The sequence below is a fragment of the Micromonospora sp. L5 genome (assembly GCF_000177655.2).
GTDB classification, from domain to species: domain Bacteria; phylum Actinomycetota; class Actinomycetes; order Mycobacteriales; family Micromonosporaceae; genus Micromonospora; species Micromonospora aurantiaca.
The window spans coordinates 4,449,787-4,476,367 of the sequence record NC_014815.1 but is presented as its reverse complement, the minus strand read 5'-3'; the positions used below and the strand labels follow the sequence as shown (position 1 = coordinate 4,476,367).

Genomic DNA, 26,581 nt, shown 5'->3' with positions numbered 1-26,581 from the left:
GGGTTCACCCCAACACCACGAGGACGACGACACCGACGAGGAGCACCACGACGGCCTGTAGGTAGTACTGGTAGAGCTGTCCGGTCTGCGGCCGGCGCGCGAACTGCCCGAGCCGGCGCATCCCGGCGGCGAACGCCTCCACCGCCCCGTCGAGCCACCGGTCGTCGGCCCGGCCGGCCCGAGCGGCCATCCGTAGCGTCCGGGCCGAGGCGAATTCGACGCCCCGGTCGAGGACCCGGTCGTCGAACGAGCCGGCCCGGCGGGACAGGCTCAGCACCGTGCGCGCCAGGGCTACCGCGGCCCGGTCCAAGACCCGGTCGTCGAAACGGGCCAACGCCTCGGCGCAGCGCAGCGTCGGTCGGACGACCAGGACTCGTGCTGCGGGCTCCAGCCCGAGCCAGTGCAGCGCCCAGCGCGGCTCGGGGATCGGGCGGCGGGCGACCGCCAGGACGACGACCAGTGCGATCACCGCCGACACCCCAAGCTCCGGCAGCGACACGTGGAACTTCTCCGGCTGCCCGACGGTCCGCGCGACCGTGGCGCCGACCGGTGGCAGAGCCAGCAGGCCAGCGAACCCCGCACCGATCGCGAGCGCGACCAGCGGCGCCTGCTGTAGGACGCCGACCCGCCTGGTGGCCGTCTCCTCCTCGTCCCGGTGGGCGTCGACGTCGGCCTGCTGGTCGGGGGGGACCCGCCGCCAGATGACCACCAGCACCTTCCCCGCGTAGGCGGCGGAGAGCGCCGACGCGGCCAACCCCACCGCGTAGAGCCACGGCGACTGCTCGAGGGCCGCCGCGAGGACCTCGTCCTTGGTCGCCCACAGCGACAGCGGCGCCATCCCCGCGAGCGCGAGCGCACCGACGGTTGCCGTCCACCCGACCCACGGCCACCGAGCGACGACCCCGCGCAGCCCGGCGAGCTGCTTGGTGCCCAGCGCCGTCAGCCAAGCTCCGGCCGCGAGGAAGAGCAAGGCCTTGGTGGCGGCGTGCGCGATCAGGTGCGTCGCGCCGCCCGCGATCCCGCCGGCCCCGGCGGCTAGCACCACGAAACCAAGCTGGGCGGAGGTGGAGGCGGCGAGGAGTTGCTTGAGGTCCCGCTGGGCGACCGCCACCGCCCCCAGCAGGAGCGCCGTCACCGCTCCGGCCCACATGGTGGCCGGGCCCGCCCACCCGGTCGTGGCCAGCAGCGGCTCGACGCGCAGCAGCAGGTAACCGCCCATGGCGACCATGGCCGCGGAGTGCAGCAGCGCGCTGACCGGGCTCGGGCCGGCCATCGCCCGAGAAAGCCAGAACGAGAAGGGCAGTTGCGCGGCCTTGCCCAGCGCGGCGATGAGCATCCCGGCGGCGATGAGGTGCCGCCAGCCGGGGCTGCTGTCGGGCAAATCGCGCAACGCCAGACCGGCGCCGCCCGCGAGGGCCGCGCCGGCGGCGAGGTAGAGGCCCAGGTCGGCGGCGCGCGTGGTGACGAACGCGGTCAGGCCTGCGGACACCCGGTCGGAGTCGCGCCACCAGAACCCAATCAGGGCGTACGAGGCGGCGCCCATGATCTCCCAGGCGAACAGCAGGGTGGGCAGCGTCGCCGCGGTGGCGGTGAGCGCGACGGAGGCGGCGAAGAGCAGCATCAGGCCGTGGAAGCGGGCCCGGGAGCGGCGGATCTCCCCTGCTGCGGCGAGTAGCACGAGCAGGGTGACCACCGTCAACATCGGCAGCACCAGGGCGGCGAGCCCGTCGACGGCGAGCGCGAACTCGGTGCCGGCGAGGAACGGCGCCGCCACCCGCGGCCGGGCCACCCCGACCACCGCCGACAGGGCCACCGACCCGGTGGCAACGGTGAGCGCGACGGGTGCCGCGAGCCGGTCAGCCCGCCGGTCGAACGCGAGCAACGCGCCGACGCCAGCCGGTAGGGCCACCAGTGACCAGAGCGCCGCCTGCGCAAGCCCGTTCATCGGGACAGGTCCGCGGCCATGTCGGTCATGTCGGTGCGGCGTACCCGGTGCAGGTGGGTGGCCACGGCGAAGCCCATCGCCATCTCGACGGTCATCGCCGTGATGATGACCAGCAGCAGGACCTGCCCGGACGGGTGCGGGGCGAGGAACCACCAGAATCCGGCGCCGGCCAGGATGAGACCGTTGAGCATCAGCTCCAGCCCCATCATCACCATGACGACGACCTGCTGGGACAGGGCGCCGTAGAGGCCGACGCTGAACAGCGCGGCCGCGACGAGCAGCACGGTCTGCAGGGTCATCGGCCGACCCCTCCGGGCTGCGGGTCGTCGGCCGGTCGCCGGCGCAGGTCGTCGCCGAACCGGTCGTAGCGGGTCCGGTGGGCGGCGAGGACCACGCCGGCGACGATGGTCACCGCCATGACCGCCCCAACGCCGGTCATGACCAGCATCTTCGGACCCATCAATTCCTCCCCCAACGCCTCGGTGACGTCGACGGGCGGGGCACCGCGCCGCGTGGGCCACGGCACGAGCAGCACCCCGGCGGCCAGCAGGACGAACACGCCGATGGACACCGCCAGGGCGTGCCGGTTGTCGTGGACCATGCTCATCGGCATCAGCGCCGGGTTCATGCCCATGAACATGACCATGTAGACCGCCATGACGGCCATCTCCATGACCATCATCAGGATCGTCACCACCCCGACGTAGTTCTGCTGCATCAGCAGCACCTGCAGACCGACGGCGATGAACGACACGGCGAGCGCGTAGCTGGCGCGGGCCATCGAGTCGACGACGAACACCGCAGCGCCGGCGAGCACGGCGACAACCGCCAGGGCCCAGAACACGACGTGGGTGACCACCTCAGCCCCTCCCTACGGCGACGACCGCGACGACCAGGTCCTGCAGCAGCACCGCGGGCAGCAGCACGATCCACCCGACCTCCATGAACACGTCCGGTCGTACCGCGGGCAGGCGGCGGCGCAGCCACACCAATGCGGCCAGCAGGGCAAGGGTCTTGATCAGCACCCAGGCCCAGTCGGGCAGCAGCGGGCCGGCGCCGCCGCCGAGGAACATCGGCACCGCGAACGCGGCCCCGGCGGCGAGCAGCGCGTACCGGCCACCCTGAAACAGCAGCCGGTCGACGCCGGACAGTTCGGCGGTCACACCGCCGGCCACGTCGGCGCCGAGGGCCGGGGAGAAGGGTCCCCAGACGGCGATCGCGAGGACGCCCAGGCAGAAGACGAGGAAGGCCACCGGCATCCAGACGACGAACCAGAGGCCCTGCTGGGCGGCGGCGATCGTCCCGACGTTCAGGCTCGACGCACCTACTGCGGGTGCCACGAGCGCGAACATCAGCGGCAGTTCGTAGGCCAGGCCGTGGGCGAGGAACCGGTAACCGCCGATCAGGGAGTGGGCCGAGTTGGCACCCCAGCCGGTCAGCCACACGAACGCCCACGCCAGAACGTCCATGGCGTTGAACCAGATCACCCCCACATCGAGGTTGAACAGCGTCCACCGCCCCAGCGGCACCACCGTGATGATCATCAACGCCATGAACAGCAGTCCCGCCCCGCCGATACGCCACAGCAGGCTGTCCCCCGCTACCGTGGTCCGCCGCCGCTGGCGCATCAGCCGGGCCACCTCACCGAACGGCTGACTCAGCCCTGAGGAGCTTGCGCCGGATGCCCATGAGGCCAGGAACCCGTCAAAGGCGGCGGCCGCGGCCGCCAACAGTCCGAGCAGTGCTGCGGCGGCCAGCGCCCAGCCGGCGGGGAGCACGGTGACGTCAGGCATGACTCACCTCGCGGTCCGTGACGAGGGGGTCGAGGTCGAGGCTGGCGACGATGAGGCGGGCGGTGGCGAGGTCCCACCCGCGTACGAGATCAGGGATCGCGTCGACGGGTACGCCGAGCGACGAGCCAGCGGGCCGCTGGCCGCCGATACTGTTCGCCGCGTGATTGAGCATGGCCAGCAGCCGGTCACGCACGTCGCCTGCCATGGTGGCCGGCAGACCCCGGCGGGCGAGGTCGTCCGCATCCAGTGGCCCGATGCGGTGCAGTGAGCGCCGCAGCCACCACGACCGGCCGACCACGCGGCGCAGCCGTTCGAGTTCCCCTGCTGGCCCGTCACGGTCATCGGTGAACAGCAGGGCGTCACGGATACGCCGAGCGCGGGAGGCGGCATCACCCCAGCCGGCGAGGCCCAGGAGGCTGGCGGCGTTGTCGCAGCGTCTGGCGGCGAACCGGCGCAGGTCCTCCGGCGCGTACCGGCGCTCCGGCTCGGCGGCGGGATCGGTCGCGGTGACGAGGCTGGTCTCCGCATCGACGATGACATCACCCTGAAGGGTGCACCGCAGGACGAGGCCCGCCGGCCAGTACGCCAGGACCGGGCCAAGTCGCAGGTGCAGGAAGTCCATCTCCAAGCCGTCGCGGTCCTCACCGCCGGAGGCGAGCGGGATACCGCCGGGGGCCATGTCCATACCCCCGTGCTCCATGCCGCCGTGGGCCATGCCGCCATGCTCCATTCCGCCGTGGCCCTCGTGCGTCATTGCGCCGTGGGAAGACTGCCCCATCCCCTTGTGATGGACGTCTTCAGAATCGGCGTGGGCGGCGTGCCCGGCATGGCTCATGTCGCCGTGGCCCTCAGAGGGCAGGTCCTCGTGCCCGGGGTGCGCCGCACCACCACCATGACCCGCCTGCCCACGGGCCGCCTTCTGGTCGTGGTCGCCATGCTCGGTGTGGCCGTGATCGCCATGCCCCTGGCCGCCGTCGTCGTCGGCGTGCTCACCGCCGCCGCGTGGCGGTTCCTCGTGGCCGACGTGGCCGTGCCCCTCATGCGCCGGCGCTGCGCGGTGTGGACGTTCCTGGCTTCCCGCGGAGTCGGCGCCGTTGCCGTGGTCGGCGTGCGGCTCATGGGCCGCCTCGTCCTGCTGTCCGCCGCCATGGCGGCGCTCCGGGGTGTGGTCGGCGTGCTCCTGTGGCGCGTGCCGTTCGTGGGGCAGCTGGTCGCCGGTGTGGGCATGGCCGATCGCGGTGTGGCCGGATGACCGGTCCTGGCTGTCGGTCCGCTGCCGGTTGAGGTCGAGCAGATCTTCCTGCGCTAGGACGAGGGCGGGCGGGACGGCATGCGGGGATTCGACATCGATGCGAGCCCGCGGGCCGGGCATCTGCTCCCACAGCCGGTGCAGCGGCTCCGCCAGCTGCGAGGGCGGTGGGCCGCAGACGGCCAGGATGTCGGCCTCTGCCGGGGACAAAGCCAGCCGCCAGCCGCGCGCCAGGACGTGGCGCTCGACCGCGGCCCGGGTCACCCAGTGCCCCGGCGCCTCTGCTACAAGCACGTGCGCGTGCCGGACGGCGAGCCGACTCACCGCGTCGCTCAGACCCATCGCAGCGCGCCTTCCCGCCAGGCCCACAGCACCGCAAGGAAGACTCCCCCGAGGAAGACGAACATCTCGACGATCGCTGTGGCCCCGAGCCGGGCGACGACCACCGACCACGGGTACATGAACAGCATCTCCACGTCGAACGCGAGAAAGAGCAGCGTGGCCAGGTACCACCGAACGTGGTAGCGCGACAACGCGTGCTCCTCAGGCTGCCACCCGGACTGGAAGGGCACGCTCCCCAGCGGTGAGGCAGCGATCGCCAAAGCCCGGTGGGCCAGGTACAGACCGCCGACAATGAGCGCGGCCACCAAGGCCATGCTCGCTGCCCCTGCGTACATTCCGCTTCCCTCCGCGCTGCTGACTCCCAAGCTGCTCACCGAGCGCTCGGCCATCCGGGGCCCCGCCGGCCGGTGCTGTCTCCCTTCGCCGCTCGCCGTCAGGCACTGTGCGAGATCTTGGGCCGAAATCAGAGGGTGCCCTGCCTTACCGGACCCTCACCCGGCACGTGACAAGCCCATCGTCGGGTCCGGCGTCTGCCGATCCAGCCGTCTCCTCACCCACTTCTACTATCATGAGGTAGTAGCCGACGCATGTTGTGCCGCGAGCACGCACACGGGTTGGAGCGTGCCCGGAGCACCTCGGTCAGCGTTTCGGGCGGAGGGAATCCACTCGCGCGACGGACTGGTCGATGCGGTCCTCGGTGATGCGCCCGGCCCGGACGAGATTGGTGATCGTGTCGACTGTTTCCTCGACGACTCTCTCGTTGTGTACCTGCTGGTTGGCGAAGACGAGCAGGTCGAGGCCGGCCTGCAACGCCAGGGCGACCGCCTCGGCGGCACCGTACCGGTCGGTGATGGCGACCGCCTGCATGTCGTCGCTGACCACCGGCCCGCGCCAGCCGAGCCGGCCGCGCAGCAGATCGGTCACGGTCGCGGCTGACAGCGACGCCGGGTACGCCGGGTCGAGCTGCTTGTTCAGCACGTGGGCGGCCATGACGGAGTCGGCGAGGCCGGCCTGGATCAGCCGTTGGAACGGTTCGAGTTCCTTTACCTGCCAGGTGTCGCTGACGTCGACGACCTCGAAATCGGTGTTTCCGGCGGCGCTACCCGATCCGGGAAAATGCTTCAGGCAGGTTTTCACACCAGCCGCCCGGTGCGCCTGGATCTCCTCCGTGGCGTTGCTGACGACCACGTCCGGGTCGGCCGAGAAGCTGCGACCCAGCTTGCCGATAGCCCTGCTGTCGGGGTTGATGTTCAGGTCGACGACCGGGGCGTAGTTCAGGTCGACGACCGGGGCGTAGTTCAGGTTGACCCCGATCCGCGTCAGCCCCGCCACCAGTCCTCGCGCCCAGTCGCCGGTCGCCGACGTGGAGTTCTCCGCGCCGATCTCGGCCTCCGACCTGGTCGCCGGGAAGCCGTTGCTCGGGTTGAGGCGGGCGGTACGGCCACCTTCCTGGTCGATGGAGACGATGAGCCGGCCGGGCGAGGCGCTTTTCAGGGTATTCACCAGGCCCGTAACCTGCTCGGGCGAGCGGATGTTACGCACCGACTTGCTCTCCAGGTCCTGGTCGAAGAGGATCACACCGCCCAGACCGTCCCGCACCGCCTTGATGATCCAGTTCGGGGCTTGGGCGCCGCGAAAGCCGACCACGAGCAGGCTGGCGATCTTTCGCCGCAGCGCCGCCCCGGCTCCGCGCGATGCGCCGGTCGGCCGTGGGCTGCTCGTTGGCCGGGGCGTCGAGGATGTGGCGCGGTGCGACTCGCAGCCGGCAACGGCTGCCACTGCAGCTGAGCCGAGTCCGGCGAGCAGCAGCCGGCGGGGCAGGTGAACGCTGTCCACCCCCGCACGTTAGGACCCATGCCCGCCCGATGCGTCCTCACCCAGAAGATGTCATCCGCTGGTGGGACGCCTCGACGAAGCGTGGTGAGAGTTGCGTCGGTTGGATCTGGTCTACCCGGGTACTGAGGGCCCTTGCCCGATGCTCACCACGCTGTCCACTCCGGAGGAGCGATGAAGCAGAACTATGTTCGGTTCGGTGTCGTCCTGGCGGTGAGTCTGGTCGTCATGTTCGTCCTGACCCTGTCGCAGATCCGCCGCTTCGGCGACTTCTACCTCAACCTGAGCAACTTCTACATGTCACTGATCATGGTGTCGATCATGGGCGTGATCATGATGGGCGTCATGAGCAGCATGTTCACCAACAAGCGTCTCAACATCATGCTGTACATCGCGTTCGCTGCTGTCTTCATCGGCGGATTCGCTGCCGTGCGCACCGAGCCGTTCGTGGGTAACGAGGGCTTCTTGAAGTCGATGATCCCGCACCACTCCCGGGCCGTGCTGGTCTGCCAGGAATCAGATATCACCGACCCCGAGATCATCGAGCTCTGCGACCAGATCGTGAAGTCACAGGAGGAAGAGATCACACAGATGAAGAAGATCCTCAAGGACCGCTACTGACTGGGTCGGCACTGAGGACGACCGAGGTCCGGTTGGGCCCTCAACCTCCCCCGGACGCGTCCCTACCGCGCCGTGACGGTCAGCGGGGCGACCGTTGCCAGCGCCAGCGACTGACAGGACTGACATGCGTCTTCAGTGGTCCTGTGGTGTGAGGTGCACCCAGCGCAGCGTCTGGGCGTTGAGGGCGACGACGATGGTCGAGGCGGACATGAGCACGGCGGCGGCGGCCGGGCTGAGTGCCACACCGGCCCAAGCGAAGACGCCCGCGGCGACGGGGATGGCCACCACGTTGTAGCCGGCGGCCCAGACGAGGTTCTGGACCATTTTGCGGTAGGACGCCTTGGACAGGCGGGCGGTGGCGGAGATGCCACGCGGGTCGGAGGAGGCGAGGACGACGCCGACGGATTCGATGGCCACGTCGGTGCCGGCGCCGATGGCCAGTCCGACGTCCGCGCGGGCGAGGGCGGGGGCGTCGTTGACGCCGTCGCCGACCATCGCCACCCGGTGGCCGCGCTGTTGCAGGCCGGCGACGATCTCGTCCTTGTCGGCGGGTAGCACCTCGGCGAAGACCTCGTCCTCGCCGGGACGGAAACCGAGATCGGCGGCGACCGCGTCGGCGACCGGGCGGGCGTCACCGGTGATCATCGCGATCTTCCGAATTCCGAGTTGGCGCAGCTCGGCGATGGCCTGTCGGGCCTCCGGGCGTACCTCGTCCTCGAGCGCCAGCGCGCCGAGCAGCTGGGGCGGGCCGTCGAGGCGGGCCAGGTAGAGCACGGCGGCGCCGCGCGCCGACCACGCCTGCTCGGCCTGGCGCAGTTCGGCAGGGACGTCGGCGTGCAGTTCCCGCAGCAGGGCCGGGCCGCCCACCGCGTATGCCGCCCCGGCCACGGTGGCCTGCACCCCGCGGCCGGGCAGCGACCGGAACTCCGAGCCGCTTGCCGGTCCGACTCGTTGGGCGGCGGCGACGATGGCCCGGGCGAGGGGATGCTCGCTGTCGGCCTCAACTCCGGCGGCCAGGCGCAGCACCTCGTCCTCGTTGGTGCCGTCGGCGGCGGCGACGCCGGTGACGGTGTGCTGGCCTTTGGTCAGGGTGCCGGTCTTGTCGATCAGGACCGCGTCGACGGTGCGCATCCGTTCCAGGGCGAGACGGTCCTTGACCAGGATCCCGGAGTTGGCCGCCACGCTGGTCGACAGGGCGATGACCAGTGGGATCGCCAGGCCGAGGGCGTGTGGGCAGGAGATCACCAGCACGGTGATGGTACGGACGACGGCCTGGTCGACCCGGCCGAGCGCGGACCAGACGATCAGGCTGAGCAGCGCGGTGGCGGTGGCGATGTAGAACAGCCACGCGGCGAACCGGTCGGCCAGCGCCTGCGCCCGCCCACCGGCTGCCTGCGCCTGCGCGACCAGCCGTTGGATGCCGGCCAGGGCGGTGTCCTCCCCCACCGCGTCGACCTGGACGCGGATCGCCGAGTCGGTGGCCACGGTGCCGGCGACCACCCGGTCCCCCACCCGACGTGGGACCGGCCGCGACTCGCCGGTGATCATCGATTCGTCCAGCTCGGCGCCGCCCTCGACGACGTGCCCGTCAGCGGGCACGCGTCCACCGGGGCGGACCAGCGCCCTGTCGCCGACCCGCAACTCGGCCGCCGCCACCCGCTCGACGGCTCCGCCCGGGCCGACCCGCTCGGCCTCATCGGGCAGCAGGGCGGCCAGCGCGGCCAGGGCCCCCCGGGCTTGGCCGATGGCTTTCATCTCCTGCCAGTGGCCGAACAGCATGATCGTGACCAGGGCGGCGAGCTCCCACCAGAAGTCCAGGCGGAACAGGCCGACACTCGTCGCCGCGGAGGCGACGTACGCCACGGTGATGGCCATCCCGATCAGCAGCATCATGCCGGGGGCGCGGTCGCGGACCTCGCGGACCGCGCCGACGAGGAACGGCCAACCGCCGTAGAAGAACACCACCGACCCGAGCACCGGACCAACCCACAAAACACCGGGGAAGTCCAGCGAGTAACCCAGCCAGTCCATGATTAGACGGCTGGTGAGGACGACCGGGATGGTCAGCGCCAGACACACCCAGAACCGGCTGCGGAACATCTCGGGGGTGTGGCCGGCGTGCTTGTCGTGCTGCGGGTGCGTCCCGGCGCCGCCGCAGGCATGGCCGGGCTGCCCGCCGCCGTGGTGCACCTGCCTCGCCTCCCGAAACCTGTCTGCGGCCGCCGGGTGCCACGCTCACCGCCCCGGCACATCAGCGGCTGGGGCGGCGCTGCGCCGACGCCCCAGGTCTTCACCATCGCGGGTGCGACGGCGCGCCGGTGGGATCTCAGCGATTCCGCCGCTGGCTGGCCTGGCCACGGATAGGGTCTCGCTGGAAGGTCTGCGGCTCCTGCCGGGCGGGCCTCCTCACCCGAAGGCTCGTGGAGGCGGGTGGTGACTACTTGCGGCGACAGTGGCATCGACGCGCGAGACAGCTGCGGTGCTGACAGGTTTCGCCTGCCCCTCGAACGTCTCGACGCGGTCCTGTTCGACCTGGCAGCGGTGTCGGAGCACAACCCACCGGCCACCTGGGGGCCGCCGACTGCGGTGATGGTCGCGGAGGCGCAGAGCCTGCTCGGGTCGCTGCGCCGGTCGGGGCTGACGTCCGGAGTCATCGGCCGGCCTGGCAACGGATTCGGCATCGACCAGCTGACCGACCTCGTGCTAGACGGCCAGGAGGTTACGGCGCGGCTGCCGGACCCGGCGGTCCTGCTGCAGGCGGCAAGGCTGCTCGGGGTGCATCCGGCGCGAACCGCGGTGGTGCATTGCGCGCCGGCGGGGGTGCAGGCCGCCAGCCCGAAGACAACGCTAACGGTTGATCCTCATCCGTTGCCTCAGACCCGGCCCAACGTCGCGCGGCCTGCTCGACGCCCAGGCATTCACCGGGGTGGGCAGCACACCGCTGCGGTGGTCGTCTTGCGCCGGCGCAGCAGGACCGCGATCACCCACACGGTGGCGGCCGTGGCCAGCCCAACGGCGAGGGCGATGCCGCCGATCGCGGTGCCGCCGAGCCCGGCGAGGACACCGGCGACGATGAGTAGGTGCACGGTGCAGCAGGCGACCATCGCGCCGATCCCGCCAGCGATGGCGGCCGGGCCGCCGACGGTGGATGGGTGCTGGGCCGGGGTGCTGCCGGTGGGAGGCACGGCGCTCACCCCTCCGTCCTGCGCGTCGGGGCGATGCGAATACAGGCGGCCAGGGCTGTGGCGTTGTCCGTGGCCAGAGATCGGGCCAGCATGATCAGGTCGGCCACCCGAGGGTCGGTGACCTGGTAGAAGGTGCGCCGCCCGTCGCGGCGGGCCGCAACGTAGCCGCAGTCGGCCAAACAGGCCAGGTGGCTGGAAACCCGGCCCTGGGCCAGGCCGACGTGCGTCACGCACTCGCCGACCGTGTGCGGCTCGTGCAGCAGGAACTCCAGCAGCCGCAGCCTGGTCGGATCGGCGAGGGCGCGGAAGAACTTGGCCACCATCCCCACCCCCTCGTCCTCGGCCGGCAGCAGCGCCACGGCCGGCGTTGTCAAGGCCGGCGTCGCACGCTCGGTCACCTCACCACCCCAATCCTGGAATCATCCGGATAAGCAGATGCTAGCGTGGCATCCGAGGATCCGGTACCCGGATGGTTTCCGCTTGAGGACGGTGCGTGATGCGGTACGACCTGGCAATCGTCGGCTCCGGTGGCGGTGCCTTCGCGGCGGCGATCGCCGCGCGGCGTAAGGGCAAGCACGTGGTGATGGTGGAGCACGGCGACGTGGGCGGCACGTGTGTGAACACCGGGTGCGTACCGTCCAAGGCGTTGCTGGCCGCCGCGCACGCCCGCCACGTCGCGCTGGACGCGGCCCGCTTCCCGGGAATTCGCGCGAGCGCCGAGCAGGTGGATTTCCAGGAGCTGATCGCCGGCAAGCGGCGACTGGTGGCAGACATGCGGGCGGACAAGTACGTCGACCTCGCCGCCGAGTACGGCTGGGAGATCCTCACCGGCCACGGCCGGTTCACCGAGGGCCCGCTGCTGTGCGTCGATCTGCCCGACGGCGGCAGTCAACGCATCGAGGCGGAGAACTACCTGATCGCCACCGGCTCGGCCCCGTGGATACCACCCATCGACGGCCTCGCCCAGGTCGGCTACCTAACCTCCACCACGGCGATGGAATCCGACCACCTGCCGCAGTCCCTGCTGGTGGTCGGCGGCAACTACATCGGCCTCGAACAGGGGCAACTGTTCGCCCGACTCGGCACCCAGGTCACCGTGGTCGAGACCCTCGACCGACTCGCGCCCAAGGAAGAACCGGAGGTGTCCGCTGCCATCGAGCAGGTCTTCGCCGACGACGGCATCGCCGTCCACACCACCGCGACCGTACGGTCGGTACGCCGCGAGAACGGACACGTCGTCGCCGTGCTCGACGGACAACCCGGCCGACAGATCCACGCCGAGCAGATCCTGATCGCCACCGGACGCCGCCCAGTTGTCGACGGCCTGAACCTGGAGACGGTCGGAGTCAAGACCGGCCAGCACGGCGAGATCCTGGTCGACGAGCACCTGCGCACCACCAACCCGCGTATCTGGGCCGCCGGAGACGTCACCGGCCACCCCCAGTTCGTGTACGTCGCCGGCGCACACGGGTCGATCGTGGCCGACAACGCCTTCGACAACGCGGGTCGCACCGTCGACTACCACCACCTGCCGCAAGTCACCTTCACCACCCCGGCGATCGCGTCGGCCGGGATGACCGAGGCCCAGGCGATCAGCGCTGGTCACCGCTGCGACTGCCGGGTACTGCCGCTGGAGTACGTGCCACGCGCGATCGTCAACCGCGACACCCGCGGCCTCATCAAGCTGGTCGCCGACGCCGACACCGGCCGACTCCTCGGCGCCCACGTGGTCGCCGACGCCGCCGGAGAGGTCATCGCCACCGCCGTGTACGCCCTCGCCAACGACATGACCGTGCAGCAGATGGCCGACCTGTGGTGCCCATACCTGACCATGGCCGAAGGCCTCAAACTCGCCGCCCAGACCTACACCCGCGACGTGTCGAAACTGTCCTGCTGCGCCTCCTGATTAACCCGCGCCCACCAGTCCCAACGACAGGAGATGCCTGGTGAATAGGACAGCCGCCACCGGCGAAGACCTGGGCGTCGGCGCTCTGGCCGGCTACCTGGGCACGAAGATCATGGAGCCGGTGTCGCAGAAACTCTACGAACTCGAACCCGCACAGGCCCGCGCCCACGAAGACGCGGCCCGTCCCGGGGGTTCACCGTACCGAATCGCAGCCGCCCAAACCGCCAAGCTATTCGGCCTCGACCTCAGCCAGAAGCAGCTGGACTGGGCGGGACTGCTGTTCCACTACGGGCTCGCTGTCTCGTGGGCACCCCTGTACGCCCTGCTGCGCCGCACCACGCCGATGCGGCCGGTAACCGCAGGGCTGACACTGGGCACCGCGATGAGCCTGATCGTCGACGAAGCGATCACCCCACCGGTGGTCAGCACGGACTGCGACGCCCGCGACCACTGCGCCAGCAGCGGCTAGTCCAGGCATAGCCGTGACGATGTCAGACAACCGCCGATGGTGGGCCTTGGCAGCCCCGGTGCCGCAAGCGTCCCCCAGACGGTCAGCGCCTCTGCTCCTGCTGCGGGTACTCGTGAGCTTCGCGCCACGCGTCGATGCCCGCCTTGGCGGCTACGCCGGCGACCACCAGGGCGGCGCTCGGGTCGGCCCACCACCAGTCGAGTGTGGCGTTGAGGCCGAGCCCGACGAGCAGGCTGACGGACAGGTAGTTGGAGACCCAGGTTTCCTGGGACTGGGCGGTGACGGCCGGGTTGTCCAGTGCGCGGCCGGTGCGGCGCTGGGCGACCGCGACGGGGATCATGACGGCGAGGGCGACGACGTTGAGTCCGATGCCGACTAACGACGTGTCGGGGCGTTCGGCTCCGATCAGGTCCGAGGCGGACTTGTAGGTGACGTATCCGGCCAGGGCGAGGAAGCTGACGGCGATCAGCTGCAGCGCCGGTCGTTGTCGGGCGCGGGGTCCGGCGCGTAGCTGCCAGATGACGACGGCGGCGGCGAAGACCTCGATGACCGAGTCGATGCCGAAGCCGAGGAGTGCGATGGAGCCGGCGGCCAGGCCGGCGGTGACGGCGATGGCTCCTTCGATGATGTCCCAGACGACGATGAGCCAGGCGAGGCGCTGCCCCCGTCGGCGCAGCGCCTCCTCCCGGCCGGTCATCCGACGCTCACCGTCTCAGGGGCTGGTGCGGTGTCGGCGTCGGTGGTGGTGGTCAGCGGCTGTAGGGCGCGAGCCCGGCCGGCGCGGACACCGTTGGCGATGATGATCACCTCGGCGATCTCGTGCACGAGGACGACGGCGGCCAAGCCGAGCACCCCGAGCAGGGCCAAGGGCATCAGGCCGACGACGACGGCGAGGGACAGGCCGACGTTCTGCAGCATGATCGACCGTGCCCGGCGGGCGTGGTCGAGGGCCTGGGGCAGGTGGCGCAGGTCCTCGCCCATGAGCGCGACATCGGCCGTTTCGATGGCCACGTCGGTGCCCATGGCGCCCATCGCGACGCCGAGGTCGGCGGTGGCCAGGGCGGGCGCGTCATTGACACCGTCACCGACCATCGCCGTGGGCCGCTGATCGCGGAGTTGCGCCACGATGCGGGCCTTGTCTTCTGGGCGCAGGTCGGCGTGCACCTCGGTGATGCCGGCCTGTTCCGCGAGGGCGGTGGCGGTGGCGTGGTTGTCGCCGGTGAGCATGGAGACGTGGTAGCCGCTGCGGCGTAGCCGGTCAATCACCTCGACGGCTTCCGGTCGAAGCTCGTCGCGCACGGCGATCGCGCCGATCAGTCGGCCGCCGTCCTCGACGAGGACGGCGGTGGCGCCGGCCTGCTGCATGCCGGTGATGGTGTCGGCGAGCTCTCCCGGGTTTAGCCAGCCGGGTCGGCCGAGCCGGACGGTCCGGCCGTCGACGACGCCGGTGAGGCCGGCGCCGGTGATGGCTTCGACGTCGGTGGCCGGTCGGGGGGTGTCGACGGCGGCGAGGATCGCCCGGGCGAGGGGATGTTCGCTGCGGGCCTCCAACGCGGCGGCCAGGTCGAGGACCTGCTCGCGGGTGGCGGCACCGGTGGCGGCGACGTCGATGACCGTCGGCCGGTTGCGGGTCAGCGTGCCGGTCTTGTCCAACGCCACACCCCGCACGGCGCCGAGCGCTTCGAGGGCGGCGCCGCCCTTGACCAGTACGCCGAGTTTGCTGGCCGCGCCGACGGCGGCGACCACGGTGACCGGCACGGAGATCGCCAGCGCGCACGGCGACGCGGCGACGAGCACGACGAGGGCCCGTTCGATCCAGGTGGCGGGGTCACCGAGCAGGCTTCCGACGACCGCGATGAGCGCGGCGGCGATCATCACCCCGGGAACGAGGGGTTTGGCGATGCGGTCAGCGAGGCGCTGGCTGGCGCCCTTGCGGGCCTGTTCGGCCTCGACGATCCGCACGATCTTGGCGAGGGAGTTGTCCTCGGCGGTGGTGGTGACCTCGACCTCGAGCACGCCGGTGCCGTTGATGGACCCGGCGTACACGTCGCTGCCGGTGGTGGCTTCGACCGGTACGGATTCGCCGGTGATGGCGGAGACGTCGAGGGCGCTGCGGCCGGTGCGGATGATGCCGTCGGTGGCGATGCGCTCGCCGGGCCGCACGATCATCAGGTCGCCGACGCGCAGCTCGGCCGGGGAGATGGCCTGTTCGATGCTGTCGCGACGGACGGTGGCCTGGGCGGGCACGAGGGCGAGCAGGGCGCGCAGACCGCGGCGGGTGCGGGCCAGCGAGTACTCCTCCAGCCCTTCGCTGATGGAGTACAGGAACGCCAGCATGGCGGCTTCGCCGACCTCACCGAGGATGACGGCGCCGACGGCGGCGATGGTCATCAGCGTGCCGACGCCGATCTTGCCCTTGGCCAGGCGGCGCAGCGTGGACGGCACGAACGTCCACGCGCCGACGGCGAGAGCCAGGGCCTGCAGGCCGATCTCCACCGGCCGCGGCGCGCCGGTCCACCCGGCGCCGTAGCCGGCCAGCAGCAGGACCCCGGCTACGGCGGCCGCGCGGATCTCGGAGACGTCCCACAGCCGTTCCGGTTCCCGCTCCTCGGCTTCGCCTGCGCCGGTGGGCTTGTCGTCGCCGCAGCCGCACGCGTCGCTCATCGGGCACCTGCTCGTCGTGCGACGGCGGCAGGGGCGCTGCCGGGTCGAGGGGTGGCAGTCATGGTCACGGGTCCTCTCTGAACTGGGGTTACAGGGATTTGATGAGGGCGGGGACGTGCCGGCGCTGCCGGATCAGCAGCGCGACGGCCAGCACGGTGTAGACGGCGGCGATCACGTAGCGGATGTTGGGTGCGGGCAGCACGAACTGCACGGCGAACAGGCCGAACAACAGCAGCGCCTCACCGCGGGTCAGCCGCAGGTCGGCCAGCACGGCCACGCCGAGCAGGGTCTGGGCGGTGGTGAGCACCAGCTCCTCGGTCTGCCGGGCGTCCAGCGGAAGCCCGGCGAACTCGCCGCCACCCAGGTAATACGCGATGGGAAGGCAGGCGATCAGGAGGGTCCACTGGTTGAGCTTGGCGGCCAGCAGGGCGCCCATGCCGTCGTCGGCCCGGCCGCGCAGCGCGAACGTGATCGCGACGATGACCTCCGGCGCTTCGGAGGCGATCGGGGCCAGCCACTGCACCAGCAGGAACTCGTCGATGCCCAAATCGGCGCCGGCGGCGACCAGCGAGTCACCGAACGGCTCCGCCGCGGCGAGGATGATCGCGCCGGCGGCGACGAACAGCGCGGCGACCAGGCCACGGCGGCGGGCGGCAGGCTGCGCCGCGACGGTGGCCGCGACACCGGCGAGTTCCTCCACGCCTTCCTCGTTGCCGCGGATGCGCCACAGGTAGGCGGCGAACAGGCCACCGAGCACCAGGGTGTCGTACCAGGCCAGCCGGCCGGTCAGCGGAATGACCAGGGCGTAGACGGTGGCGGCGGCGAGGAACACGATCTCGGTGCGCCGATGCGGCGCCAAGGTGACCCTGTCGCGCTCGCCGCGCACCCGGCGGCGGCGCACCGCGAAGATCGCGAAGGCGACCAGCAGCGGCCACGCCACCCCGATCAGCAGCCGGTTCGCCCCGGTCATGTTCGCCGTGGCGTAGGCGGCGTAGGCGGGGTCGTGGCCGGCGGTGTAGGCGAAGAAGATGTCCACCGCGTACTCGGGCAGGATCGCCACCAGCGCCAGGATGGCCAGCGCGAGGCTGCCGGAGATGTCCACCCGGGCGGCCTCCGACGCCCACATCAGCAGCGCCACCGAGGCCAACACCGCAGCCCCGAACACCACCATCGCCGCCACCGGTGCCAGCTCCACCCCGGCCAGCCGCACGATCACCGCCGGGGCGGCGACGGCCAGGGCGAGGACGATGCGGCCCGCGGCGCCGCGCCCGCTGACGGTCGTTTCGATCTCAGCGCTCACCGGTTGCCCCCGCGCTGGTGGAAACCGCGCTGTCATCGGCCGCTGGCACACTGAGAGGCACGTTGCGCAGGCTCAGCCACATCGCGACCGCCACCCCACAGATCAGGGCGCTGTCGGCCAGGTTGAACGTCGGCCACCAGTCCAGGTGCAGGAAGTCGACCACATGCCCCCGGCCCAGACCCGGGGACCGGAACAGCCGGTCCACCAGATTCCCGGCCGCCCCGCCCGCGATCAGGCCGAGCGCCACCGCCCACCCGCGATGGGTGACCTTGCGCCCGTACCAGGAGATGCCCGCGATGACGGCCACCGCCACGACCGTGAAGACCGGGGTGATGCCGGTGCCGATCGAGAACGCCGCGCCCGGGTTGCGGGTCAGCCGAAGCGCCAGCCCGGCGAACAGATCGACGCTGCGGCCCGGCAGCCACGCCACAGCGGCGCTCTTGGACGCGACGTCCACCGCCAGCGCCGTCACCGCCGCGCCTGCCAGCCACGCCACACGTTGCGGCGGGGTCTGCACGGCGGTCACCGGGGGCCGTCGCCGTAGGTTGGGCACAGCGCCACTGTCTCCCCGGTCGCGGCCAGCAGCGACTCGGCGGCCGCCAGCAGGTCCATCAGCTCCATGTGGGTCAGGAAGTAGAAGGACTGGCGCCCGACCGCGCGGTAGTCCACCAGTCCGCAGTCCCGCAAGCAGGCCAGATGCGCCGACACCGTCGACTGCGCCCACCCCAACTCCCGAACGAGGTCCACCACCCGCGCCTCACCGCCGGCCAGCCGGCGCACGATCGCCAGCCGGGTCGGGTCTGCGAGCCCGCGGAACAGCGCCGCGGCGGGCGCGAGGGCCTCCCGCTCCACTTCCTGTGTCATCGCCATGTGGCGATGCTACCGCACCAGGCCGGCGAAGATCGCGAGATGGCGATCACATCGCCGCTTCATGATGTAGAGGTGGTGTCATGGATAAGTCTTGTGCTTCCTCGCAGCGGCTTCAGCCAAACGCCGCGAATCGGCGCAATCACGTCGAGACGGCCGGGGCGGGGCCAATCGGCGCAACGGCCGGTTGCGGCACCGGCCGGCCACGACGTCCCTGTGGGTGGCTCGGCCGGCCAGCCCCCGCGAACCGTCAACCCAGCGCCGCGGGAGGACGACAGTTCGGCGCAGCACATGGTAGGCACGCCTGATGGACGATTCCGTGTGGTGGCTGCTGCGCGACACCCGGCGGGTGATGCGACGAGGCGCCGCCAGCATCGAGCAGCGCCAGCGTGCCCGCCTGCGAGACATGGTGGCCTTCGCTCGCGCCTACTCACCGTTCTACCGCGAGTTGTACCGGCAGGTTCCGCCCGGCGTCGATGACCCGACGCTGCTGCCGGCCACCACCAAAGGGCAGCTGATGGCCGAGTTCGACGCGTGGGGCACCGACCGCGCCGTAACCCGGGAGGCCGTCGACGCCTTCGTCGACAACCCGGCTCTGATCGGCGAACGATTCCTCGACCGCTACACGGTGGCGACCACGTCCGGGACCACCGGCACCCGGGGTGTGTTTCTCATCGACGACGCCGCCCTTCGAGTGACCAACGTGCTGGCCGCTCGCGTGGTGGGCGCCTGGCTGCGTCCACGGGACCTGCCGAGAATCCTCGCCCGCCGCGCAAGGATGACCATGGTGAACGCGGCCGGTGGACACTTCGCCTCGACCGTGGCCGCCGTCCGGCTGCAGCGGCGCCGCGGCAACCGCGTCCAGGTGCTGCCGGTGACCACGCCACTGCCCGACCTGGTCGACGCGCTCAACCGGTTCCAGCCCGCACTGCTCGCCTCCTACGCCAGCACCGCCGCGCTGCTGGCCAGCGAGCAGGCAGCCGGCCGCCTGCACATCAACCCGGTGCTCACGATGCTGTCCGCCGAGGGTCTGCCCCTATCCGAGTACGACCGCATCGCCCGGACGCTGCGGACCACGGTAGCCAACAGCTACGCCGCCACCGAGTGCCCGTTCCTCAGCTACAGCTGCCAGCACGGATGGCTGCACGTCAACGCCGACTGGGTCGTGGTGGAACCCGTCGACGTCAACCATCGACCCACCCCGCCGGGCCAACCCTCGCACACTGTGCTGATCAGCAACCTCGCCAACCGCATCCAGCCGATCCTGCGCTACGACCTCGGCGACAGCGTCCTGCAACGCCCCGACCCGTGCCCCTGCGGCAATCCCCTGCCCGCACTCCGCGTCCAGGGCCGCGCCGCGGACCTGCTCACCTTCCCCACCGCACACGGCGGGACCGTCGCGATCGCGCCGCTGGCCTTCGCCACGACCCTCGAACCCATACCCGGCATCGACCTGTACCAGATCGCGCAGACCACGCCGACGACCCTGCGGGTACGCCTGCGACCAGCCGCCGACGCCGACCCGGACCAGCTGTGGCGAACCGTGCACGCCGCGATCACCCGCCTGCTCGCCACGCACGACCTCTCCCACGTGAGCACCGAACGCGGCGGGGAACCGCCACAGGCGTCGCCGGGAGGCAAGTACCCCACCATCATTCCGCTGCACTAGCTGTCGATGCAGGCCCCGACGGTCCCTACACCGGTGCGCGGCGCGTCGACATGCCCGGAGCGGTTATGGGCAACCGGTAACGGCGGTGGCCGCAAGCCGGTCACTGTCGCGCCGGACCGTCACGGTGCCCGTGGCGGTCCGGTAGGCGAAGCGGGCAGCATCGTCCACCAGCACAACGGTCCCCTCGGAGATCGCACGCAGGGCCGGCGCCCATCGCTGCTGCACCGGCACCCCGGCGACAGTGGCGGTCACCGCGCGGGCCGTGCCGCCGCCCGGGCACGGCACCTGCACCGCGGAAAACTGATCCGCCGACCCGCCGAGTGCGGCGGCGACCGGCGCGAGCACGGCGCGGTCGCGTTCGTCCACCGACGGTGCGGGGGCCAGCCGCGCCGGCGGCCGGCAACCGCTGTCGACGGTCACCGTGATCGTGTCCGGCGCGCTGGCGATCCCGCGCACGCTGACGAAACCGCCCGCGTCGGCTTGCAGCGTCGGCGCCGCGCCGGGCGATGCCGCCACGCTGGCCCGGTACCCTGCGGGCAGGCGCTGCGCCAACAGGGTCAAGGCGTCGGTGGTGTGGTGTTCGGGCAGGGCAAGCAGCAGGCGGCGGCTGAGGCTGGCGCCGTCACGGAACGGGGTGATGCGGCACCCTGGTGAGACCAGGTCGGACGTGATCTCGAGGACCGGCCACGGGTGAGCGGCAGCCAACACTGCGCCCAGCGCGGTGTCGACCACCGTGTCGGCGGCGGCGAGGTCTCGCTGCTCCCGCACCGTCGGCGCATCGTGGCGCGCCGAGAACCCGGCTGCAGCCATCAACAGCACGGCCCACACCGCTGCGCTGGCCACGAGCCAGCGCCGTCCCGCCCCCTTCCTGCGGAAGCCGGCGTGGTTCTCCGTTGGCAGATCGGACCGGTGGTTCGTCACGCGGCCATGTTGGCAGACATCCGCCGCCGGGGACCATCCCAGGCCGGGAGGGCGCCTACGAGCCGTGTCAACACCGCAACCTCTGATTGATCGCCCCGCCACGAACCGGCGGTGTCAGACGCGGCGGGTCGACGGTGATCCAGACACATCGACCGTGCGCTGAACGCGGCGGCCGGCGGCACCGGACGGGCGGGCACTTCTGTAGGCGGAGGTTGGCCACCGGCGGGTGGCATCAGGTGAGACTGTTATCGTCGGCCGCCAGCGATGAATCGCTGGCGGTTCGGGGTGAGAGGAACCTGGTGGAGCGACGCGGCGTGACGGTCGGGCTGGGGTTGGCGCGCCGTTGGTGGCGGCAGTTGACCAGCATGCGTACGGCGCTGGTGCTGCTGTTCCTTCTGGCTGTGGCCGCGGTGCCGGGTTCGGTGCTGCCGCAGCGCAACCTGGGCGTGGAGAAGGTCGACGCGTACCGAGCAGCCAATCCCGAGCTGAGCAGGTGGCTGGACCGCCTCGGATTCTTCGACGTGTACTCCTCGCCCTGGTTCGGGGCGATCTACCTGCTCTTGTTCACCTCATTGGTGGGTGTGCTGCCACCACGGCTGCGCGAGCACGTGGCCGCGCTGCGGCGTCGTCCGCCGCCGGCGCCGCGGCACTTCCGCCGGCTGCCGGCCCACACTGGGGTGGGCCAGTCGGCCCTGGCGCCGGCCGAGGCCGCGGTACGGGTGCGGGGGCTGCTGCGGTCGCGGCGTTTCCGCGTGGCGGTCCGCGCCGACGGCGACGAGGTGACCGTCGCGGCGGAGAAGGGGTACCTCAAGGAGACCGGGAACCTGGCGTTCCACCTCGCGCTGCTGGCGTTGCTGGCCGGGGTGGCGTACGGGTACGGGTGGGGCTGGTACGGCAACCGGATCGTGGTAGCCGGACCGGACACCGGGTTCTGCACCAATCTGCAGCAGTTCGACGAGTACGGGCTCGGGCCGCAGCTGCAGCCACGCGACCTGCCGGGCTTCTGCGTCGAGCTGAACCGGTTCCACGCCGAGTTCCTCGACAACGGCCAGCCAACCGTGTTCCGCGCCGACGTGACCTGGTCCACGCCGCAGCAGAACGGCGGCCGGCACGTGCTGGAGGTCAACACGCCGCTGCGGCTCGACGGGGCGAACCTGTATCTGCTCGGGCACGGCTACGCCCCGGTGCTGCGCTACACCGACCGGCAGGGGCGGGCCCAAACCTCCGTGTCGCCGTTCCTGCCGATCGACGCCGCAGTCACCAGCGAAGGCGCGGCGCTGTTCCCGGACGCCAACGCCGACCCGCGTACCGGCACCCGGTCCACCGACGCGCAGGCGGCGTTCTCCGGCGTGTACGTGCCCACGGTCCCGGCAACGGGGCCGCCGGCGCTGTCCGCGCACCCGGCCGAGAACGCGCCCGGCCTGCTGCTGACCGCCTACCGGGGCAACCTGGGCCTGGAAACCGGGATACCCCAGTCGGTGTACGAGGTGCCGCGCCGCGCCCTGGCCGACGGCCGGCTCACGCAGTTACCCGGGCCGGCGAAGATGCTACGGCCGGGCGAGCGGTGGACCCTCGACGACGGCACGACCCTGGAGTTCCTCGGCACCCGGCGGTGGATCGCCATGACCGTTCGCCATGATCCGGGCGAGCCAATCGTGCTGGCCGCCGCCGTTCTCATGATGGCCGGCCTCGTCGGCACGCTGACCGTCCGGCGGCGGCGCCTGTGGTTCCGGATCACCCCGGCACCCGACGGTTGCGCCATCACCGCCGGCGGCCTGCCCCGCAGCGACTACCCCGGCTTCAACGCCGAGTTCGCCGCTCTGACGGCGGCCGCCCGCGCGGCGGTCCCCACCCAACTCGACGAGCAGGCTACCGACCGGATGACGACCGAGGACAGCATGCCGGTCCCGGACGAGGCAGTATCAGCTTCGGCTGATAACGTCGCCCGGTGACGATACCGCAGGTGGCGTCGCGGGACGACGTGCAGGTCGCCGCGCGACTGTTTCGGGGCTTGGCCGAACCAACTCGGCTGGCGCTGCTGACCGCGCTACGCGACGGCGAGCGGACCGTCTCCGAGCTGATGTCGGCGGTGGGGGCCAGCCAGTCCGGTGTGTCCGGGCATCTGGCCTGCCTGCGCGACTGCGGCCTGGTCACCAGCCGGCCGGGACCGGGCCGGTCGGTGTGGTATCGGCTGGCCTCCCCGCGCCTGCAGGCACTGTTGCGGGCCGCGGAGGAACTGTTGGCCGACGGCGGGCATCCGGTCACGCTGTGCGCCGAACAGGGCAGGAGGCCGCGGTGACCGGAATGTCCTGGCGGCTGGCCGCGGCGACCCTGTCGGCGGCGGTGATCCTGGCGGCGACCGGTTGCGCGGGTGGACCGACCCGCGACGGCGGGCAGGCGAGCACCGCGGTGGTGCAGGGCGCCGACACCGGCCGCGTCGACCCCGGGGCCAGCGTGGTGTATCCGCCCGCCGAGCGGGCGCGGGCCCCACGGCTGGGCGGTGAACTGCTCGACGGCAGCCGGTTCGACGCCGCCACCCTTGACGGCCAGGTGACCGTGGTGAACTTCTGGGCGTCGTGGTGCGCACCGTGCCGGGCCGAGGCCGGCGAACTCAACGCCACGTTCACGGCGACCAAGAACCTCGGGGTGCGGTTCGTGGGGGTCAACCTGCGCGACGGCCGCGACCAAGCGAAAGCGTTCGTCGAGGGCCGGGAGTTGTACCCGAGCCTGTTCGACCCGGCCGGGCGGGTCGCGCTCGGGTTCACCGACGTGTCACCCAACACGATCCCCGCGACGGTGATCGTCGACCGTAAGGGCATGGTCGCGGTGGTGCTGCGCAAGGTGGTCAGCCAGCGGGAGCTGGAACCGCTGGTCCGCCAGATCGCGGGCGAGGCCGGTGGCGGCGATGGGTGAGATGTTCGCCGGGGTGGCGACGTCAGGTCCGCTGCTGCTCGCCCTCGGCGTGGCCGCGCTCGCCGGGCTGGCCAGTTTCCTGTCGCCGTGCGTGCTGCCCCTCGTCCCCGGCTACGTCTCCTACGTCACCGGGATGGCCGGCGAGGACGTGAGCACCTCAGCCGCGGCGGGGACGGTGAACACGATGACGCGGCGCCCGGCTCGGGGACGGCTGCTGGCCGGCACGCTGCTGTTCGTCGCCGGATTCACCGTCGTGTTCATCCTCACCGCGGTCACCGTCGCCAGCGCAGGGCGTCTGCTGCTAGTCCACGCCCGCACGGTGGAGATCATCGCCGGCGCGCTGACCGTCGTGCTGGGCCTCAGCTTCCTAGGCCTGGTGCCAGCGGCCCAGTACGAACGGCGGCTACGACGGCTGCCGGCGCCCGGGCTCGCCGGGGCGCCGCTGCTCGGTGTCGTGTTCGGCGTCGGCTGGGTGCCGTGCGTGAGCCCCACCCTCGGTGCGGTGCTGGCTTTGGCCGCGGTGGATGGGACCACCGGGCGGGCCGTGGCCCTGGCCGTCGCCTACTGCGTCGGGCTGGGCGCACCGTTCGTGCTGTTCGGCCTGGGCCTGCGCCGGGTGCTGGCCGCCTTGGCGGTGGCCCGGCGGCACAGCCGCACCATCACCCGCGTGGGCGGGGTGCTGCTCGTCGTGGTGGGGGTGGCGTTGATGACCGGCTGGTGGTCGACGTTCACCATCTGGCTGCGCGCCACCGTCGGACCCGGCCAGGTCGGCATATGACCACCCCCGTCGTATCCCCGCCGGCCGTCGTCGCCGTGGCGGATCAGAACGGTGGGGTGCGGGGGGTGTCCACGGCGTGGGCGCTCACCGCGTCGGCCACGGCGGGGTTGGCGCTGCTGGTGGCGTTCCCACCGTACGGCTGGTGGTGGGCCGCCCCGGTCGGGGTGGCGCTGCTGGCCCTGGCCGTCCACGGCCGGCCGGCGCGTGCCGGTGCCGCACTGGGCATGGTGTGCGGTCTGGTGTTCTTCGTTCCGCTGCTGAGCTTCACCGGCCTGCAGGTCGGTTGGTGGCCGTGGCTGCTACTGGCCACACTGCAGTCGCTGTACCTGGCGCTGCTCGGCGCCGCGACCGCCTATGCCAGCGCCCTCGTGGACCGGGCCAGGTGGGCGTGGCCACTGGTAACGGGGCTGCTGTGGGTGGCGCAGGAGGCCGCGCGCTCACGGACCCCGTTCGGGGGGTTCCCGTGGGGACGGCTGGCATTCAGCCAGGCCGACGCGCCCACCGTGCGGCTGGCCTCGCTCGGCGGCGCACCGCTGGTGACCTTCACGGTCGCCGTGGCCGGTGGACTGCTCGCGATGGCAGTGTGGCGGCTGTCGGTACGGACCGGTGCCGGCCTGTCGCGGCGGGCGGTCCACGCCGGTCTGCTCGGTGGCCTCGCCGCCGCGGTGATGGCCTTCGCCGCGCTGGTGCCGTTGCCGACGGCGGCCGACCGCACGGTGGTGGTCGCGGTCGTGCAGGGCAACGTGCCGCGCATGGGCCTGGACTTCAACGCCCAACGCCGGGCAGTGCTGGACAACCACGTCACCGCCACGCTGCAGCTCGCCGACGCGGTACGCGAGCACCGCCAGCCGCGCCCGGAACTGGTGATCTGGCCGGAGAACTCCTCCGACATCGACCCTTTGCTCAACCCCGACGCCGCCGCCCGCATCGACGCCGCCGCCCACGCGATCGGCGCCCCGATCCTGGTCGGCGCCGTGCTGCAGGGCCCCGGCCAGGGCAAGGTCCGCAACGCCGGGCTGGTATGGACCCCCACCGCCGGGCCGACCGACACCTATGTCAAACGTCACCCGGTGCCGTTCGCCGAGTACGTGCCGATGCGACCACTCGTGCGGCGCGTCACCACGCTCGTTGATCGGGTCCGCGCCGACTTCGTCGCCGGCACCACCCCCGGCGTGCTACCCATCGGCGGTGTCCGGGTCGGTGACGTGATCTGCTTCGAGGTCGCCTACGACGGCCTGGTTCGCGACACCGTCACCGGCGGCGCGCAACTGCTGGCGGTACAGACCAACAACGCCACCTTCAACTACGCCGAGGCCAGCCAACAGCTGGCCATGGTGCGACTGCGGGCGGTCGAGCACGGCCGCCCCGCCCTCATGGCCTCCACCGTCGGGATTTCGGCGTTCGTCGACCCGGACGCCACCACGCACGACGCCACCACCATGAACACCCAGGCGGTACTCGTGCGCCAGGTGCGCCTCGCCACAGCCATCACCATGGCGACCCGGGTGGGCTCCGCCCCGGAGTGGGCCATGGTGGCTGCCGCCGTCGCCGCGCTGCTCGCCTCCGCCCGGGTACGCCACACCACCATCACGCCCGCTGGCGGTGGCGGAGTCACCGAGCGTGGTGGTCGCCAGATCACCGAACCCACGCGGGAGGCCGTATGAGCAGCGTTTCACCCTATGGCGGCGGCCCGTCGGCGCCGCCGCGCTGGTGGGGACTAGCCGGGCCGTTCGGCGCGGCGGCGCTGTTCGCCGCCGCGGTCGCCTGGGTCCTCACCCACAATCCGACCGACGCGATCCCCGACATCAGTGGCGGCTGCCTGTGGACCGCGATGACCGGCACCCAGGGACCGACGTGCGGCGGGACCCGGATGATGTGGCACCTGCTGCACGGCAACCTGCCCGAGGCCGCCCGCCACCACCTGCCTGCCCTGATCGCTGTGCCCGTTGTCGGCTACGCCTGGGCACGGTGGACGGCCTCCACCATGGGGCGGTGGCTGCCTGCACTGCCGCTGCCACGCTGGCTGCTGATTGCCTACGCCGCGTCCTGGGCGGTGTTCGCCATCGCGCGGAACCTACCCTGGCCGCCGTTCACCGGGCTGCACCTAACCGACATCCAGTAACCCA

The 26,581-nt window shown here is 71.6% G+C and carries 26 protein-coding genes; 10 read left to right on the top strand and 16 right to left on the bottom strand.

Annotation, left to right across the window (positions count from 1 at the left end):
* Positions 1–4: 4 nt before the first annotated feature.
* The 7 genes from ML5_RS21055 to ML5_RS21020 form a co-directional block, all read right to left on the bottom strand.
* Positions 5–1,945, bottom strand: a complete 1,941-nt coding sequence (locus ML5_RS21055) for a proton-conducting transporter membrane subunit (RefSeq protein ID WP_013476064.1) — start codon at positions 1,943–1,945, stop codon at positions 5–7.
* Complete coding sequence (locus ML5_RS21050) at positions 1,942–2,244, bottom strand: NADH-quinone oxidoreductase subunit K (protein WP_013476063.1); 303 nt, start codon at positions 2,242–2,244, stop codon at positions 1,942–1,944. The genes ML5_RS21055 and ML5_RS21050 overlap by 4 nt, the downstream gene beginning before the upstream one ends.
* A complete protein-coding gene (locus tag ML5_RS21045; RefSeq protein WP_013476062.1) occupies positions 2,241–2,804 on the bottom strand; it encodes an NADH-quinone oxidoreductase subunit J in 564 nt (187 codons plus the stop codon). Before ML5_RS21045 ends, ML5_RS21050 begins: the two co-directional genes overlap by 4 nt.
* A gap of 1 nt (position 2,805) precedes the next feature.
* Positions 2,806–3,738, bottom strand: a complete 933-nt coding sequence (locus ML5_RS21040) for a complex I subunit 1 family protein (protein ID WP_013476061.1) — start codon at positions 3,736–3,738, stop codon at positions 2,806–2,808.
* Positions 3,731–5,329: a hypothetical protein gene (locus ML5_RS33295; RefSeq protein WP_013476060.1), complete on the bottom strand. Its 1,599-nt coding sequence runs from the start codon at positions 5,327–5,329 to the stop codon at positions 3,731–3,733. The genes ML5_RS21040 and ML5_RS33295 overlap by 8 nt, the downstream gene beginning before the upstream one ends.
* Positions 5,320–5,643, bottom strand: coding sequence for an NADH-quinone oxidoreductase subunit A (locus ML5_RS21025; RefSeq protein ID WP_176739798.1), 324 nt, complete (start codon positions 5,641–5,643; stop codon positions 5,320–5,322). The genes ML5_RS33295 and ML5_RS21025 overlap by 10 nt, the downstream gene beginning before the upstream one ends.
* Positions 5,644–5,968: 325 nt before the next feature.
* Entirely contained in the window at positions 5,969–7,165 is a 1,197-nt protein-coding gene (locus tag ML5_RS21020; RefSeq protein ID WP_236619250.1) for a glycoside hydrolase family 3 N-terminal domain-containing protein, read from the bottom strand.
* Between the two features lie 171 nt (positions 7,166–7,336).
* Here ML5_RS21020 and ML5_RS21015 point away from each other — a divergent pair, with 171 nt between their 5' ends.
* A complete protein-coding gene (locus tag ML5_RS21015) occupies positions 7,337–7,783 on the top strand; it encodes a DUF305 domain-containing protein (protein WP_013476057.1) in 447 nt (148 codons plus the stop codon).
* Between the two features lie 132 nt (positions 7,784–7,915).
* Here the strand turns inward: ML5_RS21015 and ML5_RS21010 are convergent, their stop codons facing one another.
* From ML5_RS21010 to ML5_RS21000, 3 genes are all read right to left on the bottom strand, one after another.
* Positions 7,916–9,973: a heavy metal translocating P-type ATPase gene (locus ML5_RS21010; RefSeq protein ID WP_013476056.1), complete on the bottom strand. Its 2,058-nt coding sequence runs from the start codon at positions 9,971–9,973 to the stop codon at positions 7,916–7,918.
* Positions 9,974–10,701: 728 nt separating this feature from the next.
* Entirely contained in the window at positions 10,702–10,977 is a 276-nt protein-coding gene (locus ML5_RS21005; RefSeq protein WP_047891324.1) for a hypothetical protein, read from the bottom strand.
* Complete coding sequence (locus tag ML5_RS21000) at positions 10,974–11,366, bottom strand: helix-turn-helix transcriptional regulator (protein WP_013476054.1); 393 nt, start codon at positions 11,364–11,366, stop codon at positions 10,974–10,976. Before ML5_RS21000 ends, ML5_RS21005 begins: the two co-directional genes overlap by 4 nt.
* A gap of 98 nt (positions 11,367–11,464) precedes the next feature.
* On the opposite strand from ML5_RS21000, the gene merA reads away from it, so the two are divergent.
* Together merA and ML5_RS20990 are read left to right on the top strand one after the other, a co-directional pair.
* Entirely contained in the window at positions 11,465–12,874 is a 1,410-nt protein-coding gene (gene merA, locus ML5_RS20995; protein WP_013476053.1) for a mercury(II) reductase, read from the top strand.
* A gap of 40 nt (positions 12,875–12,914) precedes the next feature.
* Positions 12,915–13,343, top strand: a complete 429-nt coding sequence (locus ML5_RS20990) for a hypothetical protein (protein WP_013476052.1) — start codon at positions 12,915–12,917, stop codon at positions 13,341–13,343.
* 82 nt (positions 13,344–13,425) lie between these two features.
* On the opposite strand, the gene ML5_RS20985 is transcribed toward ML5_RS20990, so the two are convergent.
* From ML5_RS20985 to ML5_RS20965, 5 genes are all read right to left on the bottom strand, one after another.
* Entirely contained in the window at positions 13,426–14,040 is a 615-nt protein-coding gene (locus ML5_RS20985) for a cation transporter (protein ID WP_013476051.1), read from the bottom strand.
* Positions 14,037–16,007: a cation-translocating P-type ATPase gene (locus ML5_RS20980; protein WP_013476050.1), complete on the bottom strand. Its 1,971-nt coding sequence runs from the start codon at positions 16,005–16,007 to the stop codon at positions 14,037–14,039. Before ML5_RS20980 ends, ML5_RS20985 begins: the two co-directional genes overlap by 4 nt.
* Before the next feature lie 88 nt (positions 16,008–16,095).
* On the bottom strand, positions 16,096–17,307 hold the full coding sequence (locus ML5_RS20975) for a sodium/hydrogen exchanger (protein WP_013476049.1): 1,212 nt from the start codon (positions 17,305–17,307) through the stop codon (positions 16,096–16,098).
* The gene (locus ML5_RS20970; RefSeq protein ID WP_013476048.1) at positions 17,297–17,833 is read right to left on the bottom strand and encodes a signal peptidase II; all 537 of its coding nucleotides are present in this window, start codon (positions 17,831–17,833) and stop codon (positions 17,297–17,299) included. Before ML5_RS20970 ends, ML5_RS20975 begins: the two co-directional genes overlap by 11 nt.
* Entirely contained in the window at positions 17,830–18,177 is a 348-nt protein-coding gene (locus ML5_RS20965; protein ID WP_013476047.1) for a helix-turn-helix transcriptional regulator, read from the bottom strand. The genes ML5_RS20970 and ML5_RS20965 overlap by 4 nt, the downstream gene beginning before the upstream one ends.
* A 304-nt stretch (positions 18,178–18,481) precedes the next feature.
* On the opposite strand from ML5_RS20965, the gene ML5_RS20960 reads away from it, so the two are divergent.
* On the top strand, positions 18,482–19,843 hold the full coding sequence (locus ML5_RS20960; RefSeq protein WP_013476046.1) for a hypothetical protein: 1,362 nt from the start codon (positions 18,482–18,484) through the stop codon (positions 19,841–19,843).
* 63 nt (positions 19,844–19,906) lie between these two features.
* On the opposite strand, the gene ML5_RS20955 is transcribed toward ML5_RS20960, so the two are convergent.
* Positions 19,907–20,764, bottom strand: coding sequence for a hypothetical protein (locus tag ML5_RS20955; protein WP_013476045.1), 858 nt, complete (start codon positions 20,762–20,764; stop codon positions 19,907–19,909).
* A gap of 365 nt (positions 20,765–21,129) precedes the next feature.
* Between ML5_RS20955 and ML5_RS20950 the strand changes: the two genes are divergently transcribed.
* The 6 genes from ML5_RS20950 to ML5_RS20925 are packed head-to-tail and all read left to right on the top strand — an operon-like array spanning position 21,130 to position 26,577.
* Positions 21,130–22,716 (top strand): cytochrome c biogenesis protein ResB, encoded by a 1,587-nt coding sequence (locus ML5_RS20950; RefSeq protein WP_143766998.1) that lies wholly within the window; start codon positions 21,130–21,132, stop codon positions 22,714–22,716.
* Positions 22,713–23,063 carry a helix-turn-helix transcriptional regulator gene (locus tag ML5_RS20945; RefSeq protein WP_013476043.1) on the top strand — a complete coding sequence of 117 codons (351 nt, stop codon included), beginning with the start codon at positions 22,713–22,715 and terminating at the stop codon, positions 23,061–23,063. Before ML5_RS20950 ends, ML5_RS20945 begins: the two co-directional genes overlap by 4 nt.
* Before the next feature lie 5 nt (positions 23,064–23,068).
* Positions 23,069–23,677: a TlpA disulfide reductase family protein gene (locus ML5_RS20940; protein ID WP_030500445.1), complete on the top strand. Its 609-nt coding sequence runs from the start codon at positions 23,069–23,071 to the stop codon at positions 23,675–23,677.
* Positions 23,670–24,455, top strand: a complete 786-nt coding sequence (locus tag ML5_RS20935) for a cytochrome c biogenesis CcdA family protein (protein ID WP_013476041.1) — start codon at positions 23,670–23,672, stop codon at positions 24,453–24,455. Before ML5_RS20940 ends, ML5_RS20935 begins: the two co-directional genes overlap by 8 nt.
* Positions 24,452–26,119 carry an apolipoprotein N-acyltransferase gene (gene lnt / locus ML5_RS20930; protein ID WP_013476040.1) on the top strand — a complete coding sequence of 556 codons (1,668 nt, stop codon included), beginning with the start codon at positions 24,452–24,454 and terminating at the stop codon, positions 26,117–26,119. Before ML5_RS20935 ends, lnt begins: the two co-directional genes overlap by 4 nt.
* On the top strand, positions 26,116–26,577 hold the full coding sequence (locus ML5_RS20925) for a DUF2752 domain-containing protein (RefSeq protein ID WP_013476039.1): 462 nt from the start codon (positions 26,116–26,118) through the stop codon (positions 26,575–26,577). The genes lnt and ML5_RS20925 overlap by 4 nt, the downstream gene beginning before the upstream one ends.
* Positions 26,578–26,581 lie beyond the last annotated feature (4 nt).

Coding starts and splice junctions, on each gene's coding strand:
- ML5_RS21055 (WP_013476064.1), bottom strand. CDS start 1,945: ATGAACGGGCTTGCGCAGGCGGCGCTCTGGTCACTGGTGGCCCTACCG.
- ML5_RS21050 (WP_013476063.1), bottom strand. CDS start 2,244: ATGACCCTGCAGACCGTGCTGCTCGTCGCGGCCGCGCTGTTCAGCGTC.
- ML5_RS21040 (WP_013476061.1), bottom strand. CDS start 3,738: ATGCCTGACGTCACCGTGCTCCCCGCCGGCTGGGCGCTGGCCGCCGCA.
- ML5_RS33295 (WP_013476060.1), bottom strand. CDS start 5,329: ATGGGTCTGAGCGACGCGGTGAGTCGGCTCGCCGTCCGGCACGCGCAC.
- ML5_RS21025 (WP_176739798.1), bottom strand. CDS start 5,643: ATGGCCTTGGTGGCCGCGCTCATTGTCGGCGGTCTGTACCTGGCCCAC.
- ML5_RS21015 (WP_013476057.1), top strand. CDS start 7,337: ATGAAGCAGAACTATGTTCGGTTCGGTGTCGTCCTGGCGGTGAGTCTG.
- merA (WP_013476053.1), top strand. CDS start 11,465: ATGCGGTACGACCTGGCAATCGTCGGCTCCGGTGGCGGTGCCTTCGCG.
- ML5_RS20985 (WP_013476051.1), bottom strand. CDS start 14,040: ATGACCGGCCGGGAGGAGGCGCTGCGCCGACGGGGGCAGCGCCTCGCC.
- ML5_RS20980 (WP_013476050.1), bottom strand. CDS start 16,007: ATGAGCGACGCGTGCGGCTGCGGCGACGACAAGCCCACCGGCGCAGGC.
- ML5_RS20965 (WP_013476047.1), bottom strand. CDS start 18,177: ATGGCGATGACACAGGAAGTGGAGCGGGAGGCCCTCGCGCCCGCCGCG.
- ML5_RS20960 (WP_013476046.1), top strand. CDS start 18,482: ATGGACGATTCCGTGTGGTGGCTGCTGCGCGACACCCGGCGGGTGATG.
- ML5_RS20950 (WP_143766998.1), top strand. CDS start 21,130: ATGCGTACGGCGCTGGTGCTGCTGTTCCTTCTGGCTGTGGCCGCGGTG.
- ML5_RS20940 (WP_030500445.1), top strand. CDS start 23,069: ATGTCCTGGCGGCTGGCCGCGGCGACCCTGTCGGCGGCGGTGATCCTG.
- ML5_RS20935 (WP_013476041.1), top strand. CDS start 23,670: ATGGGTGAGATGTTCGCCGGGGTGGCGACGTCAGGTCCGCTGCTGCTC.
- lnt (WP_013476040.1), top strand. CDS start 24,452: ATGACCACCCCCGTCGTATCCCCGCCGGCCGTCGTCGCCGTGGCGGAT.
- ML5_RS20925 (WP_013476039.1), top strand. CDS start 26,116: ATGAGCAGCGTTTCACCCTATGGCGGCGGCCCGTCGGCGCCGCCGCGC.